Genomic DNA, 16,826 nt, shown 5'->3' on the forward strand with positions numbered 1-16,826 from the left:
GAAGCGGTATTGAAGAGTTGAAGTGGCAGGGGCCGTATATGGCCCCAGCCGCGCCTTTAGGTCAGGACCCGGACGCAAGGTTTTGGATCTGCTCGATAAGTTCCGCACCGCCGTCTACCGTGGTCGAGAACTCTTCGTAGATCGGTGCAGACGCATCGATGAATGCCTGGTTATCGGCTTCATTGATTTCAACACCGGCGTCTCGGATCACTTCGAGCAGTTCTGTTTCAAGCTGTGCCGCATGCTCGTAAACAAATTCCTGCGTCTCGGCGCCGCAAGCTTCGAGATCAGCCCGTACATCTTCCGGCAGCTTTTGCCACTGGTTTTCAGCTACCAGAATGTAGCCAGGAGTGTAGACGTGGCCCGTGATGGACAGATATTTCTGCACCTCTTGGAATTTGGCAGAGGCGATTTGAGCGTACGGGTTTTCTTGACCGTCAATGACATTGGTCTGAAGTGCTGTGAAGACTTCTGAGAACGCCATCGGCGTTGGATTTGCGCCATAGAGCTGGAACATCTTCACACGCCATTCACCGTTCGGAGTGCGCAGTTTGATGCCTTGCAAATCCTCTGGCGTATTGATCGGGCGGGTGTTGTTTGTGATGTGACGGAATCCATTTTCGAAGTAACCGATTATGCGGTATCCTTCACGTTGAGCCGCCTCTTGGAACACGTCGCCCAATTCGTCCTGAATGCGCTTCATATGTTCACGGTCCTGAACGATATAGGGCATCTCGAATACCCCGAACTCTGGCGCCACAGACGACATCACCGAAGAGGGTAGTGAAAAATCGACTTGGCCAAGCTTTAATTTTTGCAGGAGTTCTCGGTCTTTGCCCAGTTGGCTGGCTCCGAAAGTTTGTACTTCGGCCCTGTCACCAAGTTTGCCATTCGCACATTCAGCGAATGCATCTGCGGACGCTTCAAAAAGCGACCCTGGATTTCCAACATGACCAAAGCGCAGTGTCAGGTCGGCTGCGGTTGCTGCGACAGGCATGGCCATCGCGGCGACTGTCGCCAAAATCTTGGATTTCAGTTTCATGGTTTCCTCCCTAAAAAACCTAAATCTGCATTATTCAGCGGCTATCCGCTTTGTTGTAGTCTCCTTGAGGTAATCCATCGCAGCCTGTGCTCCGCCTGACTGATGCGGGACGTTGGATGCAGCCAAGCCCATTTCGACACCAGAAAGTGTTGCCATGAGCATCAAATCGTTGAAGTCGCCGAGGTGCCCAATTCGGAAGACTTTGTCTGCAACTTTCGACAGTCCATTGCCCAGCGAGATGTCGTAGTTCTTCAAAGTCGTCGCGCGAAATGCATCGGCCGAATGCCCCTCGGGCATGATCACGGCAGTCAACACCCCGGACTCGTCTCCTTGACGCGCGCACAAAACTTCAAGGCCCCATGCTCGGACCGCAGCGCGAGTTGCGGCACCGTGTCTTGAGTGGCGTGCAAACACGTTTTCAAGACCTTCTTCGTGCAGCATATCGATAGCTTCATTCAGGCCGTAGAGAAGGTTCGTTCCCGGCGTATAGGGGAAGTAACCGGTCTGGTTCGGTCCGACCATGTCGTGCCAATCCCAGTAACTACGTGGCATGCTCACGCTTTTCGCGTGCTCCAATGCGCGCTCGCTTACGGCATTGAAACTGAGGCCCGGTGGGAGCATCAAACCCTTCTGAGATCCTGATACACAGACGTCCACACCCCATTCGTCAAATCGGAAGTCAATCGAAGCGAGACCAGATATCGAATCCACCATAAAAAGAGCGGGGTGGTTGGCTGCATCGATTGCTTTACGAACGTCAGCGATGGGTGAAACGGACCCTGTTGATGTTTCATTGTGCACAACGCACACCGCTTTGATTTCGTGGTTTTTGTCTTCTCGCAGGCGGGCTTCGATCCGGTCAGGCTCTGCCCCACCGCGCCAGTCTCCATCAATGAACTCAGGCTCAAGCCCGATTTTACGCGCCATTTTGCTCCACATCGTTGCGAAATGCCCGGTCTCGAACATCAGCACTTTGTCGCCCGGAGACAGCGTATTCACCAAAGCCGCTTCCCAGGCACCTGTGCCTGACGACGGATAGATGAAAACATTCTGTTCGGTTTTGAAAATTGTCTTCATACCATCGAGTGACTTCTTCCCAACAGCGGCGAAATCCGGTCCGCGGTGATCGATGGTTTGTTGTCCGATGGCTTTGAGAATTCGTTCCGGTACAGCGCTGGGCCCCGGTATTTGCAGAAAGTGCATGCCTGCCTGGCGCATCGGTTCAACCCTCCATTCGTCGTCATGTGTCGACGCGATTACTTGTTGCGAAAACGTAATTATGAATTCATAATTCAGTCAACTAAAAAATTTGAACCAAGCCATTGGCTCGCTTTTGGAAGGGGAGAATACCAAGCCTCATGCGTGAGAATTCCAGTCTTGTCAGGCAATTGAGTGCTTCTGTTGAAGGAGAAGTTCTGTCAGATCCCGCATCGCGTGGGCGTTACGCAACTGACGCGTCGATCTATCAGATGATTCCTCAAGCAGTAGTCGTACCGCGATCAATCGATGATATCGAGGCGGTGATGAGCGTGTCTCGGTCAGAGGAAGCGCCGGTTCTTCCGCGTGGTGGCGGCACATCGCAATGCGGTCAGACCGTAAATCGCGCTGTGGTGGTCGATAACTCAAAGCACATCAATCAGATTCTGGATATAGACACCGAGAATTTGACCGCGAAAGTTGAGCCGGGCCTTGTTTTGGATGAGTTGAATCGGGCCTTGAAACCACATGGGCTTTGGTTTCCTGTCGATCCCTCAACTGCGTCCAGGTGCACGCTGGGAGGTATGGCCGCGAACAACTCCTCGGGGGGGAAGTCCCTGCGCTATGGGATTATGCGTGACAACGTACGCTCGATTTCGGCCATTTTGCCGGACGGTACCAAAGCGCATTTCAATGGCGCGAACTCCGCGCCGGGGCCGTACGCTGATTTGGTGGCGGACATGCGCGCCTTGGGGCAGCGCGAGGCTGAGGAAATCGAAGCGCGATTTCCAAAGGTCCAACGTCGTGTCGGCGGATACAATATCGACGCCTTGACCGGAAATGATGTGAATATGGCCCACCTATTGGTTGGCTCTGAAGGCACGCTTGCTTATTTTACGGAACTTGAACTTAGCCTTGCACACCTTCCCGGTGAAAAAGTCACGGGTGTTTGCCATTTTCCAACCTTCTATGCGGCTATGGAGGCGACGCAGCATCTCGTTAAACTGCAACCGCAAGCAGTGGAACTTATCGATGACACGATGATCGCGCTTGGACGCGACATCCCGCTCTTTCGCAAAACCATCGACAGCTTTGTTGAAGGCAACCCTGCAGCTCTATTGTTAGTGGAATTCGCCGAAGGGAGCGCGAACGCAAATGCTGCGAAGCTTTCTGAGTTGTCGCAATTGATGGGCGATTTGGGTTTTGCGTTTTCCGAATCTAGAAATAGATGGGGTGGCGTGGTTCCCGTTTTGGACAACAGGCTGCAAACCGCAATAGCAGAGTACCGAAAATCCGGCCTTAACGTCATGATGTCGATGAAAGAGGAAGGTAAGCCTATATCTTTCGTCGAAGATTGCGCGGTCGCATTGCCTGATCTGGCGGATTACACGCAGGGTCTAACCGATATCTTCTCGCGTCACGGCACAAAAGGTACTTGGTACGCGCATGCCTCAGTCGGATGCCTGCACGTACGACCCGTGCTGAACATGCGGCAAGACACGGACGTCAAAACGATGCGTTCTATCGCAGAGGAAGCATTTGATCTGGTAAAGTCGTACAAGGGCTCGCACTCCGGCGAACATGGTGACGGGATTGTGCGATCAGAGTTTCACGAAAAGATGTTCGGCTCGCGTCTTGTCTCGGCCTTTGAAGAGGTGAAAGACCGCTTTGATCCCAACGGTCTGATGAACCCAGGTAAAATTGTGCGCCCGCCTGCCATGGATGATCGTCGACTGTTTCGGTACGGCCCTGACTATGGTGTACCCGAATTTGAAACTGCGCTTGATTGGTCCGCATGGCCTGGTGCCGCAGGTGGGTTTCAGGGTGCAGTGGAAATGTGCAACAACAATGGTGCATGTCGAAAGTTGAAGGGCGGCGTAATGTGCCCATCTTTTCGGGCCACTAGAAACGAACGGGACGTTACCCGTGGTCGTGCGAACACCCTGCGTTTTGCAATAAGTGGTCAGATACCTGGCGGTTTAGGCTCGGACGTCATGGCTGATACGATGAAATATTGCGTATCGTGTAAGGCTTGTCGCCGTGAATGTCCGACAGGTGTGGATATGGCACGTATGAAGATCGAAGTGTTGGCCGCACGAAGAAAAGACCACGGACTTTCGCTCGCTGACAAACTGGTTGCGTACTTGCCGCGATATGCGCCCAAAGCCGCCAAGTTTTCTTGGCTGTTAAACCTTAGGAATAAGATCGGGCCTATCCGCAAATGGACCGAAGGTTTAACCGGCGTTTCGCATCGTCGCGATACTCCAGTCTGGTCATCCAATCCGTTCAGAGATGACGAGGCGCAGGAAGCGAACCCAGATGTTTTGCTTTTTGCTGATGTCTTTAATCGGTACTTTGAGCCCGAAAATCTTCGTGCCGCCGTGCGCGTTCTACGGGCCGCGAACCTGCGCGCAGCTGTTGCAAAAGATGGTTCCGGCACCTCTTTGGATTGTGGGCGAACTTTGCTGGCCGTTGGATGCGTCGAAGAGGCAAGGACAGAAGCGCAACGCGTTATAAATGCGACAAAAGAAGCGGTATCGAAGGGCATATCGATTGTGGGCCTTGAACCTTCATCCATTCTGACGTTCCGTGACGAATTCCTTGCACTTTGCCCGGGGCCAGAGGCTCAGGCTCTGGCAGATGCCACATATACATTTGAGGAATTTCTAGCTAAGTGCGGAGAATTGCCGCTTAAAGCAGTTGGGCGTCCTATCTACGTTCACGGTCATTGTCACCAAAAGGCACATGACGCGGTGCCCCCGATGCTAGATTTGCTTAAGAAAATTCCCAGTTCGGAAGTAAACATGATCGAAAGCGGTTGCTGTGGTATGGCTGGCGCGTTCGGCTATGCGCCTGATACCATCGACATTTCACTCAATATGGCGAACATGGATCTGTTCCCCAAACTCAACAAAGCCCCTGAGGACGCAATCATCGTTGCGGATGGGACCTCTTGCCGTCATCAGATCAAGGATGGCACTGTACGAGGAGCAATTCATATGGCGCGCTTGCTGGATCAAGCCCTGGATCAATAATATGGAAACGGACATGAATCTGACGCAAACCATAAAACGCCCGACGCTTCACGAAGAGCTCGTCGAACGGTTGCGCAATTTGGTTGTAGAGGACGGGTTAAAGCCGGGCGAGAAAGTGCCAGAAAAAGACCTGTGCGAGTCTTTTGGAGTGTCCCGAACGCCGCTACGAGAAGCCCTAAAGGTGCTCGCCTCCGAGGGGTTGGTTGTATTGCAGGCCAATCGCGGCGCGCGCGTTGCGCAGGTGACCCGTGAGGAGATTGAGAACACTTTTCCAGTGTTGGCAGTGCTCGAACAACTTGCTGGTGAACTTGCATGCAAAGAACTGGACGACGCAGGGATTGCGAAGATCGAGAAGCGGCACGATGCGATGGTCAAAGCCTTTCAGGCCGGAGATCGGCCCGAGTATTTCCGGGCGAACCAAGACATCCACAACGCACTGATTGAAGGTGCGCGGAACGAGATACTGGAGGCGCAACATCGGGTGTTGGCGGTACGTGTCCGCCGTGCACGTTTTATGGCCAATTTGTCCGAAGAGCGCTGGGCGCAAGCGATAAAAGAACACGAAGAAATGATAGCAAAGCTTCGCGCACGCGACGGCAAGGGGCTTGGTCGTATCATGAAGAAACACATGATGAACAAGTTCGCAGCCCACGTGAAGGCAATGGATGCGGAAGCCATCGCAAAAAAAAGTTAGCGACATTGTGACTCTGCATCGCAGCGAAAAACACGAGCAGGGCGGTGCTATCGATTGATTGCCGTTCTCTTAAAGGTGAGTTGAAGAAGCGTAACGTGCTCTAAAAGAGAGGTAAGTCAAGTGCCCGGAGAGATAATTAGCGAAGTTCGCGATAAATCGCTTTGGATCAGGTTCAACCGACCCAACGCGCGGAATGCATTGACCTTCGAAATGTACAACGAGTTGGCTCGTCTATCCAAAGGCAGGGGAAGGGCCGTGCGAGGTGCTCGATCAGGATTTGAATGAAGCGTTTAGGAAATCCCAAAAGCGCACGATTCAGGTTACTAGTCGTCGAGGTCCAGCACCAGAACCAAACGCGTTTCCCCAGAGCCTTCAATGGGTGGCGATCTGTGCAGCAGGCCAGTGGCCGGTTTTTCCGGCCAGAGAGTACCTCGCATCACCATCGGAGATCCAGTGGCGATGGTGAACATCTTCTGCGGTTCGGTGCCGTCGGGCGAGATGCCGTATTGAGTGCCCGTGCCGCGATAAGTGCAGATCAGGCGCGCCAGGATCGCATCAATGTGGAATTTTCGGCATGCGTTCGTGTTGACGACACCAAGACGCAACCGCAGGTAAGGCGCCCGCATGATGTCGGCAAAGCGTATCGACAAATCTGCGATATCCTCTACAAGCCATGTACGCTCCGGGCATGCCTCCATTCCTGAGCTATCGCACAAATGTTGAACGGCCTCTCTGACCGCACCAGCGCGTAGGACCGCTCGGGTTGCGGGGAGCTGATCCGGGTGCAACCCATCGATCCATTCCTGAAACCCTTTGGGCGGTTGTCGCCGCCAGATCGTGGCAGCGCATCCGGCATTGTGGATTGCCACCAAATCGCCAGGCTTGTCAGCAATCCCAACCCCGATAGCCGGGTTCTCAACCTCAGTTTGCAACAAGGTCACGCCGCTTCTCCTTCACGCCGCCAGCCCGGGAACGGGTCGGGAAGGTCCAGCGGCAGCACGTCTGGGCCAGCAGCAACGCTCTCAGGAATCAAACAAGCGTCCAGTCGCCCTTTCAGTGTCGACCAGTCGATACCAGACCCGATAAAAACAATCTCTTGCCGCCGGTCGCCCCAGGGCTCAACCCAATGCGTCTGCATGTATTCCCGTGCGCTTTCGTGGTCCGGCCAGCGTTCCTTGGGCACCGAAGCCCACCATGTGCCCAATGGCTTGACGGAAGACAAAGCCCCGGCCATCGAGAATTCGGCAACCCAATTGGGGCGTGTGGCCAGCCAGAAATGCCCCTTTGCGCGGATAACACCGGGTAAATCCCCGTTCAGCACTTTTAGAATCTTCTCAGGCTCAAACGGCTGCCGCGCGCGGTAGACAAAACTGGCGACGCCATATTCCTCGGTTTCGGGCACATGGTCGGCAAAACCATAAAGCTCTTTCGCCCACATCGGATGTTCGTGGGCTTTCTCGAAGTCAAACATGCCTGTATCGAGGATTGCCTCGGCCGCAACATCGGAATGGTTGGTTTCAATGATGCGCGCATCCGCGTTCAGGCTGCGGATAATCTTACGGGCCGCATCTGTAAGCTCGGGACCTGCATCGGAAACTTTATTTAGGATCACTACGTCAGCGAATTCGATCTGTTCTACGAGCAAATTGACCAAGGCGCGGTCATCTTCTTCACCCAGAGTTTCACCCCGATCCTTAAGGAAATCGTGGCTGGAATAGTCTCGCAGTAAGTTCACGGCATCGACGACGGTCACCATCGTGTCCAATCGAGACACATCAGACAGGCTCTCGCCCAGCTCATCCCGAAAATCGAAGGTTGCAGCAACAGGAAGAGGTTCCGAGATGCCGGTGGACTCGATCAACAGATAGTCAAAGCGGCCATTCTCGGCCAAACGGCGTACCTCTTGCAATAGATCATCGCGCAGTGTGCAGCAGATACAGCCGTTTGACATTTCGACCAGGGTTTCATCGGTACGGGACAGCTCCGTATCCGCACGCACAAGATCGGCGTCGATGTTGACCTCAGACATGTCGTTGACGATGACGGCCACGCGTCGCCCTTCGCGGTTGTTCAGAACGCGGTTGAGCAATGTGGTTTTGCCGGCGCCGAGAAACCCCGAAAGTACGGTAACGGGTAGTCGGGTATCAGTCATTGCTTTGAAACTCCGTAGGATGTTGGATGTTTTTGGATTCAGTTTTGCGCAACAGATCAAGGCTGCGCTGAATTTCGAACCGGTCCAGGTTGCGACCGATCAAGACGATTCGGGTGCGCCTGTCTTCGATTGCCCAGTTCTTCAACGGAACCGGCGGATCAAAAATGCGCTGGACACCATGGAACGCAAACGGCGTGTCGATACCATCAAGAAACAAGATGCCTTTTACGCGCAGGATGTCCTGGCCCTTGTAGGCGATCAGGGTGTCGAACCACCTGTCGAACACGTTATCGTCCAGCGCCTCGTCCAAGATAATCGAAATAGATGCTATGTCAGTGTCATGACGACGAAACTCGGACGTCGTCACCGAGCTCATCGTCGAGCTTGGTTTTAGACCGGAGAAATTTCCCAAGGGATCGTCAGCAACCTTGGGCGTCGTCCACGAAAGGGCATCCTGTTGCCGCGCGTCGTCCCGCAAGCTCGTCAGGTTCCAAAGCCTTTTCGGTGCGAACTCACGATCTGAAGGGCGAATGATTTCGGCCGTCGGGTTCAGAGCGCGCAGTCTTTCGGTGACAGCTCTCATAGAGGCTTTTGAAACAAGGTCCGTTTTGCTCAATACAATCAGGTCCGCCATCGCAACCTGAGACACGGCCTCGAATTGGGCATCCAAAGTCGCAGGCCCATTTACCGCATCCACAACCGTGACAACACCGTCCATTCGGGTATTTCGGCCAAGATATGGATCTACCAGCAGTGTTTGAATAATCGGACCCGGATCAGCCAGCCCAGTGGTTTCAACCACCACGCGATCAAAATTGAGGATGCCTTCGTCTTTCCGCGCGAGCAGTTTGACGAAAGTGTCCGACAGATCACCACGGATGGAACAACAAAAGCAGCCCGAAGACATCAGCATCACATCGCCGTCCACCGTTTCGATCAGGTCATGATCCAGCCCTGCCTCACCAAATTCATTCACAATGACGACAATGGGTCCTGAAGATGAGTCCGAAAGCACCTGATTGAGCAACGTCGTTTTACCCGCACCCAGAAATCCAGTGAGCAAAGTCACGGGGACGCGCAATTCCTCAGTGGGGTTAGGCTGGGTTTTTGAGGCGTGAGACATGAACATCGGACAGCAAAATATGTGATAACATAACGCTGTTACTGAAAAATAGCAGCCCTGTCCAGATAGAACCAAGCAAGACCAAAACGGATCAACTCGATGAGCGCTTTCGACGGCGGCATAAGGCGTCTACCAAAAGATGAAGTGAATGTGCTTCAGGGTATCAGAATGATCTTGAGCTTCACTTAGGATATTGGCCTAAGTTTCACTGCGGTCATATCCATTCGTCATTCGCTTTGGGATTCGCCAGTGAAAATGCCGAATAAATGGACCTGGACCATGTCTCTCGGACAAAAATTCATAGTTCTTTTCGGGGGCGAAATTTCATGACCTGACTGTTCAGCTGAATTTGATTATGATATCAATGATATAGTTATGATCGCGTTACTGACTTTTGGTGACTCATGCCGATTTATCCCACGCATAAAGTGATCTTTGCCCATATCCCTAAAACGGGTGGTTCGACAGTAACGACGTTACTTAAGAACGATAAAGTTTTTACGCGTAGAAAAGCTGTTATGGATCAGCGTGGGGAAGGCGCTTCTAATATTTTTCAAATGAAAAAGGCCTTGGGTGACGAGTCAGACGATTACTTTTCTTTTGCGTTTGTCAGAAATCCTTGGGATCGGTTTGTTTCTGCTTATCACTATGTGTCGCAGCGGCGGCCTGAGATTACGGAGGTTTCTTGTCACAGGGACTTCAACAGCTTTCTGTCGGCGTTTTCCAACAACCACAAAGAAATACTCAGGATTAGGTACTTTCGCCCTCAGTGGAAGTATGTTTGTGATCAGGACGGAGAAATTTGCGCAGATTTTATAGGGCGCTTCGAGCAATTCACCGCCGATTTGACGTTCGTAGTTAATAAAATTGATCTGGAGCGGCAAGTCGTACGGAACAGAAAGCGATCTAAGAGGGATGACTATCGATCTTACTACGACAGTTTTGGATGCGAATTAGTTGGAAAGATTTATAGCCGAGATGTTTCCAAATTTGGTTATTCGTTTGAAGACGGGCAAATTAGAAGCCGAACCCCAACTTTTAATCGCCTGCGCTGAAGTCGTTAAATTTTTTATAGCTCGGGGCCTAAAAAATAGGACGCCTCAATATCTTCGACACAGGAAGTATCTGCTGCAGTGGTGTTGATCACGTCAGCAGGTTTCACTTGGAAGCCAAAGGGCGCTGTGTTTTCTGAATTAATCTAAATTAGGCCCCAAATAGGGGGAATTTCAGCTCCGAATTTGCATAACTCTACTAACACTATCAGAACACTCTCTCGGAGGAGCTTTCCGTGCTTATCTAATTCCCGCCAGGGTATTTCTGCTTCATCGATATCTGCTTTTATTATCTGACAATACTGTCAGGCCTTTATTTTTGAATTACTTAATTTTCTGGCCGAAGGGCGCGCCCTCGGACTTTTTGAAAATAGCCGAGTAACTTTTGCGCTAGGCGCGTTTCGACTTCACGATTGCTGATCGAGGTTATTGCCTCAAATTTTCAGCAGTGCCGTTCTTGTCCTAAGTTGCAAAAGTCTCACTTTTTGGCGGAATGCGCGTTATTTAGTTAAATTGCTTGCAGGAAAGGTGCTTTACGACCGAGGATTATCAAGAACAGGTCTAAATTTAGGCGGCAAGATTGTTGGAATGTTTCAATTAACCTTTGGAAGATCGAAAATGAAGAAGACCGCACTCGCACTAAGCATCCTGAGTCTCCAACTATGGTCCGTTGCAGCCATCGCTCAAGAGCGTGGCGAGCAAGTTTCTATTGTGCAGGGAACATACGTTGCGTTGGAACTCGCGGGGGCGAATGCAGACGGAACATCTGATGCTCCAATTCTGTCCGGAGGTACTGAAACCAGAAGCTTCGATGCGGGGTCTGGACGAGGTTTCAACGCGGTAATTGGTTACAACGTGCCGCGGGGGCAGTACTTTTATGGCGCAGAACTCCGGTATTCGAACCTAATTGATTTGTCTGAACGAAGCTCTTCGGGAAGGGAGAACAGAGAAGTTTTGGACCTTGCCGATATTCGTGGCCGGTTTGGTATCACGAGGGGCAACTTTCTATACTATGGAGCGGTAGGTTGGTCGTGGTCTAGATTTCGGGTTCATCCTAGCCGAAAATTTGAAAATAGAGAGAGCCAAACCACATTGGACGGGTTCAATGTTGGTGTCGGTTTGGAATACAACTTCTCGGAACGTTGGTTCGTGGGTGGTGAGTATTCATACCGTGATTTAAGTGGCAAATTTGATGAAGCGGGAGAAGATACAAGCGTTGACTTGGGAATGCTTTCCGCACGAATTGGGTTTCGGTTTTAGGTTTTTGCGCCCTGTCAGGAGCAATGCATTCAGGCGAACAGGTTAACTAATCGCCCCTGATGTTAATGTTCCGCCCCGATACGTGCACCCAGTGCCTGTATAAGCGAGACTAGCCTATAGACTGCGCCACTGATCTTAATGAGGTCGGGGGCGAATTTGCCTCACGACGCCATCAGTTCAGCATTCTTTTCGCAACATCTTCGAGGAGATCATGCAAATCGAACGTCTCGCCTTTTTCTGCGAGGCCCTTGTCTTGTAGAATGAACGACAAGCCGTGCACAAAGCTCCATAGCAGGAACCCTCGGCGGCGAACTTCTTCTGTGATTCCCGGCTCGCCTAGACATTTTGCCACTTCAGTCAAAAGAATCCCAAAGGTCTGCTGACCGCTATCCTCAAGACGAGGATCGGCAATTCGGTCAGTGAACCCGCCAAACTTAAGCCGAAAAATCCCTGGTTCGTTCAAGGCGAATGCAACGTATTCCATTCCAATGGCGGTAATGCGTTCTGGTGATCCTTCGGGAATACTTTCCAACGCAGCAAGCATTTTATTTCGATGCCGGCCCATCCCCTCAAGAACTGCAGCGACAAGCATTTCTGTCTTATCCTTGAAGTGTTTATAGGGCGCTGCGGTAGATACGCCAGCCAATCTGCATGCCTCGGAAACCGAAAAACTGTCCGGTCCTTTTTCTTCTACCAACTGCCGAGTTGCTTCTATCAAAGCAGCGCGAAGATCGCCATGATGGTAGGGCTTCTTCCCTACCTTTCTTGGGTCTGTCTGGTTGCCCGGCGTATGAATTTTTTCAGTGCTCGTCATGATCCAACATGTGGCAGATCGCGTATCCCTTGTCAAAGTGAGAGCTTCTAACATATGTTAGAGATACTAACTTGGCGAGGTCCCCGAATGCAAAATCCTTCGACGCCCCCCTCTGAAACCACCCGGGTCAGCCTGTTGATGCGCATGGTGCGTGGTACAGCGCGGCTTGGATTGACTGTAAGCGTTGTGGCTGCAGCAGCTGCCGCAGTTTACTTCGGAGCCTCCGAGCTTATGCGCAGGGCAAACGCAGTGCCTGCGCCGGATGCAGCCGCAGTAACTCCGGTTTCAGTGACACCGATTGTGTCTGAGAGCGCTTATACTGTTGATCGTGTCTTCATCGGTCAGGTCGAGCCTCAGCGAGCAGTGAATATATCGTTCGAACTCAATGGTACTTTGGACAAAATATTGGTGGATGAAGGCGATGAAGTAGCGAAGGGGCAGCTTCTCGCGACGTTGGATATCGCGTTGCTAGAAGTCGAGCGTGATCGTCTGACTGCATCACGCGATGCTATCGAGGCTCAGCTTGCTTTTGCTCAGAAAACGGTCGCTCGAAATGCGAAACTCATCGAGCAGGGTTTTACAAGTCAAGCGCGCCTAGATGAGGCTGTGGCCCAGCAGGATGAGCTGCTGTCCAGGATAGGGGAACTGGATGCGGCATTGCGTGACGTGACGGTCAGAATAGAAAAATCCAGCATCGAAGCACCATTCGCAGGCCAAATTACCGCCCGACAGGTGGATGGAGGAGAGTCGCTGCAACCTGGCGAACTGGTATTGGGCGTGGTCGAAGTTGTTTCGCCTCAGGTTCGTATTGGCATCCCATTGGACGTGGATCTGGCACTGCTGTCGGATGTTGAAATTGAGATTGCAAAGAAAAGCTATCGAGCGACTTTGGCCACACTGCGTCCCGATATCGATCCCGTCACCCGTACGCGGACAGCCTTGTTCGACCTGAAAAATGGTCCGGATGTGGCGTTCGGACAGACAGCTCGTGTGCACGTTCTTGATCCTGTGGAAAGTGCGGGGACCTGGGTGCCGACAACCTCGCTGAAAGAGGGGGCGAGGGGACAATGGACGTTGTTGGTAGCAGACGTTCAGAAAACCGTGCGGTTGGCCTCGGTTGAAGTGCTGCACGCCGAAAACGATCGCGTTTTTGTGCGCGGAGCATTTCCAGAGGGAACCGTTTTGATCGATCAAGGTCCTCAGCGTGTAACCGTTGGTCAACGCGTAGCATTTGACCAAGGCGAGTGACGGAGCGACGTGATGGAAACTCTAACCTTTCGACACCCTAGACTTGTCGCGCTGATCATCTTGGTTCTTGTATCTGCGGGGCTATCGTCATTTTTGTCTCTGGGTCGGCAGGAAGACCCCACAATCACAAACCTCTTTGCGACGGTGACGACGCAATTCCCCGGTGCTGACCCTGAGCGGGTCGAAGCATTGGTCACCTCTGAACTCGAGGAGGAGCTTCGGAAAATCGCCGAAGTGGACGAAATCAGCTCAGTTTCTCGTTCGGGCGTTTCGGTCGTCTCGGTTGAGTTACTTGAGACACTGGATGAAGCCACCATAGAACAGGTTTGGGCGGAGGCGAGGGACGCTGTTGATGATGCAAGTCAGAACTTTCCTGCAGGTGTTTTGCCTTCGGAATTCGATGCAGAAGGCATTTCTGCTTATTCCGCCGTCATCGCAATTGCTGCAGATACGCCGGATTTCTCAGTCGCTTTACTATCGCGTCATGCCGAAGCTTTGGGTGACAGGCTGCGCGCTATTCCAGCGACACGTTCCGTAGATTACTTTGGTCAGCCCGACGAAGAAGTCCTTGTCAGCGTCGATATGGACAAGGCGGCGGCGTTGGGGCTTAGCGCTGCTGAGATATCCCAACGGATAGCTGAAGCAGACGGTAAGGTTCAGTCTGGCCGACTTCAATCAGATGTGGATCTGACCATCAATATAAGCGGTGAAATCGAGACACTGGATCGCATCCGAAGCATTGTCCTCCGTGAAAGTGCTGAAGGTGCTGTCGTGCAATTGGGCGACATTGCCAGCGTGGATCGTGGCGCACGAGATCCGAAGTCCTCAATTGCTTTCGCCAACGGCAAGCCTGCTGTGCTAGTGGGCGTTCTCGCACAGGATGGCGTTCAAATCGACCGATGGACAGGTTTCTTGAAGGACGAACTAGAGGTAGGTGCTGCCTCGGTGCCTTTGGGGATTCAGGAAATACTGCTTTTTGATCAGAGCCAGTACACGACGGATCGCTTGACCGAAGTTGGGACCAACATGGCTATCGGCGTGGCTTTGGTGGTGGCTGTTTTGTTCATCACGCTTGGGGTTCGGGCAGCGGCAATTGTGGCCCTGGTGTTGCCGGTTGTCTCTTTGGCAACACTGGCCACTATGAACATGATAGGTTTGCCAATCCACCAGATGTCCGTCACCGGTCTGATTGTGGCTTTGGGGTTGTTGGTTGACGCGGCCATTGTGATGACCGACGAAATCCGACGCCGACTTCAGGATGGAATGGAGCGTCTTGCTGCTGTGCAGGATGCTGTACGCCGGTTGGCGGCCCCTTTGTTGGCATCGACCGTTACAACTGCTTTGGCATTCACGCCGATGATCCTGCTGCCTGGACCTGCCGGGGATTTTGTAGGCGCTATCGCCATAGCCGTGGTGCTTATGTTGGTATGGTCACTGGTTGTTGCGTTGACTGTAACGCCAGCGATTGCGGGCTGGGTTCTGTCCGACCGACCAGACGCCGGAATGCTAAGCCGAGGCATTAGCATTCCGCCGCTTGCGCGCCTTTTTGAAGCGTCCATTCGTCTGTCGGTCGCCAATCCGGTGCGGTCCATCGCGCTGGCATTGGTTCTGCCCGCGCTAGGCTTTGCAGCCTTTCCGACGCTGACCGCGCAATTCTTCCCCGGGGTTGATCGCAACCAGTTCTATATCGAGGTCGACATGCCAGGTGGTGCATCTATCGCAACCACAGAAGCGACCGCACGGCAAATTGACGAGATGCTGCTGGCCGACGAAGGTGTGAAAAGCATCTATTGGACAGTCGGCGAGTCCGGACCAGCATTTTATTACAATATTGTCGGTAACCGTTCTCGTGAACCCGGTTATGCGCAAGCCATGATCACAACCGATACTGCGGAAGACGCTGACCGTCTCGTGAGCACGTTGCAAAAACGCTTGGATAGCGATTTTCCTGATGCGCAAATTATCGTTCGCAATTTGGTGCAAGGACCGCCTGTTGCGGCACCGGTCGAGGTCAAAATTCAGGGTCAGGATATCTCGGTCCTTCGCACTATAGGGGATGAGGTGCGTTCGATTATGGCCAACCTTGATTTGGTTACGCAGGCTCGGGCCAGCGTTAACGGTGGGAACCCGCAAGTCCGGTTTGAGATTGACGAGGTTAAAGCCCGATTGTTGGGACTAGACGTGGCAGATATCGCTGGTCAGTTGGATACGGCACTGGTGGGCATCACCGGCGGGTCGCTGATAGAAGGAACAGAACAGTTGCCCGTTCGTGTGCGCTTGGGCGACGAAGTTCGCTCGGACCTGAGCGCGATTGTCAGTATGCCCATCCTGCTGCCAAATGCGGCCGCAGTTTCTGCCACCGGAGTTTTTCCAGCCGTGCCGTTGTCAGAACTGGCTCGACCAGTCATTGAGCCCGCGGAAAGCGTCATCACCAGAACCGACGGGGTTCGCGAAAACACTATTCAGGCATTCATCGTGCCGGGTGTATTGCCCGAAGAGGCTTTGCAGGATGTGTTACAGGCCCTTGATGCTTCCGGATTTACGCTACCACAAGGCTATACGATGTCCTTGGGCGGTGATAGCGACGCGCGTTCTAGCACAGTCGGCAACCTCATGGCGTCTGTTGGGCTAATCGTCACGCTATCCTTTGCGACTATTGTGCTGACCTTTAACTCATTCCGGCTGACATTTGTCACTCTCGTAGTCTGTGTGCTGTCAGCGGGCCTTTCAATGCTGTCATTAGCAATCATGCAGTTCCCATTTGGTATTCAAGCGATCATTGGTGTAATCGGCTCGATTGGTGTTTCCATCAATGCCGCGATCATTATTCTCACCGGACTGCAACAAGATCCTCAGGCCAGTCGCGGCGACCGAGCGGCCATGGCACGTGTAGTGACTGGTTCAAGCCGCCATATTATATCGACAACGGTTACGACCTTTGGTGGTTTCCTGCCCTTGATTTTAGGTGGAGGTGTTTTTTGGCCACCCTTCGCGGTTGCCATTGCAGGAGGTGTTTTGCTGTCGACAGTTGTGTCTTTCTACTTCACGCCCCCTGTTTTCGCTTTGGTATATCGCGGGAAAATTTCAAAACGGGGCGTGTTCAATCAAACGGGTTCAAAGTCCCGCAACCCAGTTTTCACACTCGCGGCGGAATGAAATTCATAGCTTTCTTTAGGCTTTACGAACCCCAGACTCTGGTATGAATCGTC

12 protein-coding genes are annotated in these 16,826 nt (G+C 52.5%); 6 read left to right on the top strand and 6 right to left on the bottom strand.

Annotation, left to right across the window (positions count from 1 at the left end):
* Window positions 1-61 precede the first annotated feature (61 nt).
* A complete protein-coding gene (locus ACR0L3_RS02900) occupies window positions 62-1,042 on the bottom strand; it encodes a TRAP transporter substrate-binding protein (protein ID WP_480743485.1) in 981 nt (326 codons plus the stop codon).
* A 30-nt stretch (window positions 1,043-1,072) separates the two neighbouring features.
* The gene (locus tag ACR0L3_RS02905; RefSeq protein WP_480743486.1) at window positions 1,073-2,260 is read right to left on the bottom strand and encodes a pyridoxal-phosphate-dependent aminotransferase family protein; all 1,188 of its coding nucleotides are present in this window, start codon (window positions 2,258-2,260) and stop codon (window positions 1,073-1,075) included.
* A 140-nt stretch (window positions 2,261-2,400) separates the two neighbouring features.
* Here ACR0L3_RS02905 and ACR0L3_RS02910 point away from each other — a divergent pair, with 140 nt between their 5' ends.
* The gene (locus ACR0L3_RS02910; protein WP_480743487.1) at window positions 2,401-5,274 is read left to right on the top strand and encodes an FAD-binding and (Fe-S)-binding domain-containing protein; all 2,874 of its coding nucleotides are present in this window, start codon (window positions 2,401-2,403) and stop codon (window positions 5,272-5,274) included.
* A gap of 13 nt (window positions 5,275-5,287) precedes the next feature.
* Entirely contained in the window at window positions 5,288-5,968 is a 681-nt protein-coding gene (locus tag ACR0L3_RS02915) for a GntR family transcriptional regulator (RefSeq protein WP_480743489.1), read from the top strand.
* A 323-nt stretch (window positions 5,969-6,291) separates the two neighbouring features.
* Here ACR0L3_RS02915 and ACR0L3_RS02920 read toward each other — a convergent pair whose 3' ends face one another.
* Genes ACR0L3_RS02920 through ACR0L3_RS02930 form a run of 3 tightly spaced genes read right to left on the bottom strand, consistent with a single transcriptional unit; the run spans window position 6,292 to window position 9,189 of the window.
* A complete protein-coding gene (locus ACR0L3_RS02920) occupies window positions 6,292-6,909 on the bottom strand; it encodes a DUF1826 domain-containing protein (RefSeq protein ID WP_480743490.1) in 618 nt (205 codons plus the stop codon).
* The gene (locus ACR0L3_RS02925) at window positions 6,906-8,120 is read right to left on the bottom strand and encodes a GTP-binding protein (RefSeq protein WP_480743492.1); all 1,215 of its coding nucleotides are present in this window, start codon (window positions 8,118-8,120) and stop codon (window positions 6,906-6,908) included. The genes ACR0L3_RS02920 and ACR0L3_RS02925 overlap by 4 nt, the downstream gene beginning before the upstream one ends.
* The gene (locus ACR0L3_RS02930) at window positions 8,113-9,189 is read right to left on the bottom strand and encodes a CobW family GTP-binding protein (RefSeq protein ID WP_480743493.1); all 1,077 of its coding nucleotides are present in this window, start codon (window positions 9,187-9,189) and stop codon (window positions 8,113-8,115) included. Before ACR0L3_RS02930 ends, ACR0L3_RS02925 begins: the two co-directional genes overlap by 8 nt.
* Before the next feature lie 458 nt (window positions 9,190-9,647).
* On the opposite strand from ACR0L3_RS02930, the gene ACR0L3_RS02935 reads away from it, so the two are divergent.
* Complete coding sequence (locus ACR0L3_RS02935; RefSeq protein ID WP_480743495.1) at window positions 9,648-10,298, top strand: sulfotransferase family 2 domain-containing protein; 651 nt, start codon at window positions 9,648-9,650, stop codon at window positions 10,296-10,298.
* 525 nt (window positions 10,299-10,823) lie between these two features.
* On the top strand, window positions 10,824-11,555 hold the full coding sequence (locus ACR0L3_RS02940) for an outer membrane protein (RefSeq protein WP_480743496.1): 732 nt from the start codon (window positions 10,824-10,826) through the stop codon (window positions 11,553-11,555).
* A gap of 172 nt (window positions 11,556-11,727) precedes the next feature.
* On the opposite strand, the gene ACR0L3_RS02945 is transcribed toward ACR0L3_RS02940, so the two are convergent.
* Window positions 11,728-12,369 carry a TetR/AcrR family transcriptional regulator gene (locus tag ACR0L3_RS02945; protein ID WP_480743498.1) on the bottom strand — a complete coding sequence of 214 codons (642 nt, stop codon included), beginning with the start codon at window positions 12,367-12,369 and terminating at the stop codon, window positions 11,728-11,730.
* A gap of 87 nt (window positions 12,370-12,456) precedes the next feature.
* Between ACR0L3_RS02945 and ACR0L3_RS02950 the strand changes: the two genes are divergently transcribed.
* Together ACR0L3_RS02950 and ACR0L3_RS02955 are read left to right on the top strand one after the other, a co-directional pair.
* Window positions 12,457-13,617: an efflux RND transporter periplasmic adaptor subunit gene (locus tag ACR0L3_RS02950; RefSeq protein ID WP_480743499.1), complete on the top strand. Its 1,161-nt coding sequence runs from the start codon at window positions 12,457-12,459 to the stop codon at window positions 13,615-13,617.
* Window positions 13,618-13,629: 12 nt separating this feature from the next.
* Window positions 13,630-16,773, top strand: coding sequence for an efflux RND transporter permease subunit (locus ACR0L3_RS02955; RefSeq protein WP_480743500.1), 3,144 nt, complete (start codon window positions 13,630-13,632; stop codon window positions 16,771-16,773).
* Window positions 16,774-16,826: the final 53 nt, after the last annotated feature.

This window comes from Ruegeria sp. CK1 (genome assembly GCF_056536545.1).

Bases quoted from the DNA above. Each gene is read 5' to 3' on its own strand.
- ACR0L3_RS02955 (WP_480743500.1), top strand. From the start codon at position 13,630: ATGGAAACTCTAACCTTTCGACACCCTAGACTTGTCGCGCTGATCATC.
- ACR0L3_RS02925 (WP_480743492.1), bottom strand. From the start codon at position 8,120: ATGACTGATACCCGACTACCCGTTACCGTACTTTCGGGGTTTCTCGGC.
- ACR0L3_RS02935 (WP_480743495.1), top strand. From the start codon at position 9,648: ATGCCGATTTATCCCACGCATAAAGTGATCTTTGCCCATATCCCTAAA.
- ACR0L3_RS02915 (WP_480743489.1), top strand. From the start codon at position 5,288: ATGAATCTGACGCAAACCATAAAACGCCCGACGCTTCACGAAGAGCTC.
- ACR0L3_RS02950 (WP_480743499.1), top strand. From the start codon at position 12,457: ATGCAAAATCCTTCGACGCCCCCCTCTGAAACCACCCGGGTCAGCCTG.
- ACR0L3_RS02910 (WP_480743487.1), top strand. From the start codon at position 2,401: ATGCGTGAGAATTCCAGTCTTGTCAGGCAATTGAGTGCTTCTGTTGAA.
- ACR0L3_RS02905 (WP_480743486.1), bottom strand. From the start codon at position 2,260: ATGCGCCAGGCAGGCATGCACTTTCTGCAAATACCGGGGCCCAGCGCT.
- ACR0L3_RS02945 (WP_480743498.1), bottom strand. From the start codon at position 12,369: ATGACGAGCACTGAAAAAATTCATACGCCGGGCAACCAGACAGACCCA.
- ACR0L3_RS02900 (WP_480743485.1), bottom strand. From the start codon at position 1,042: ATGAAACTGAAATCCAAGATTTTGGCGACAGTCGCCGCGATGGCCATG.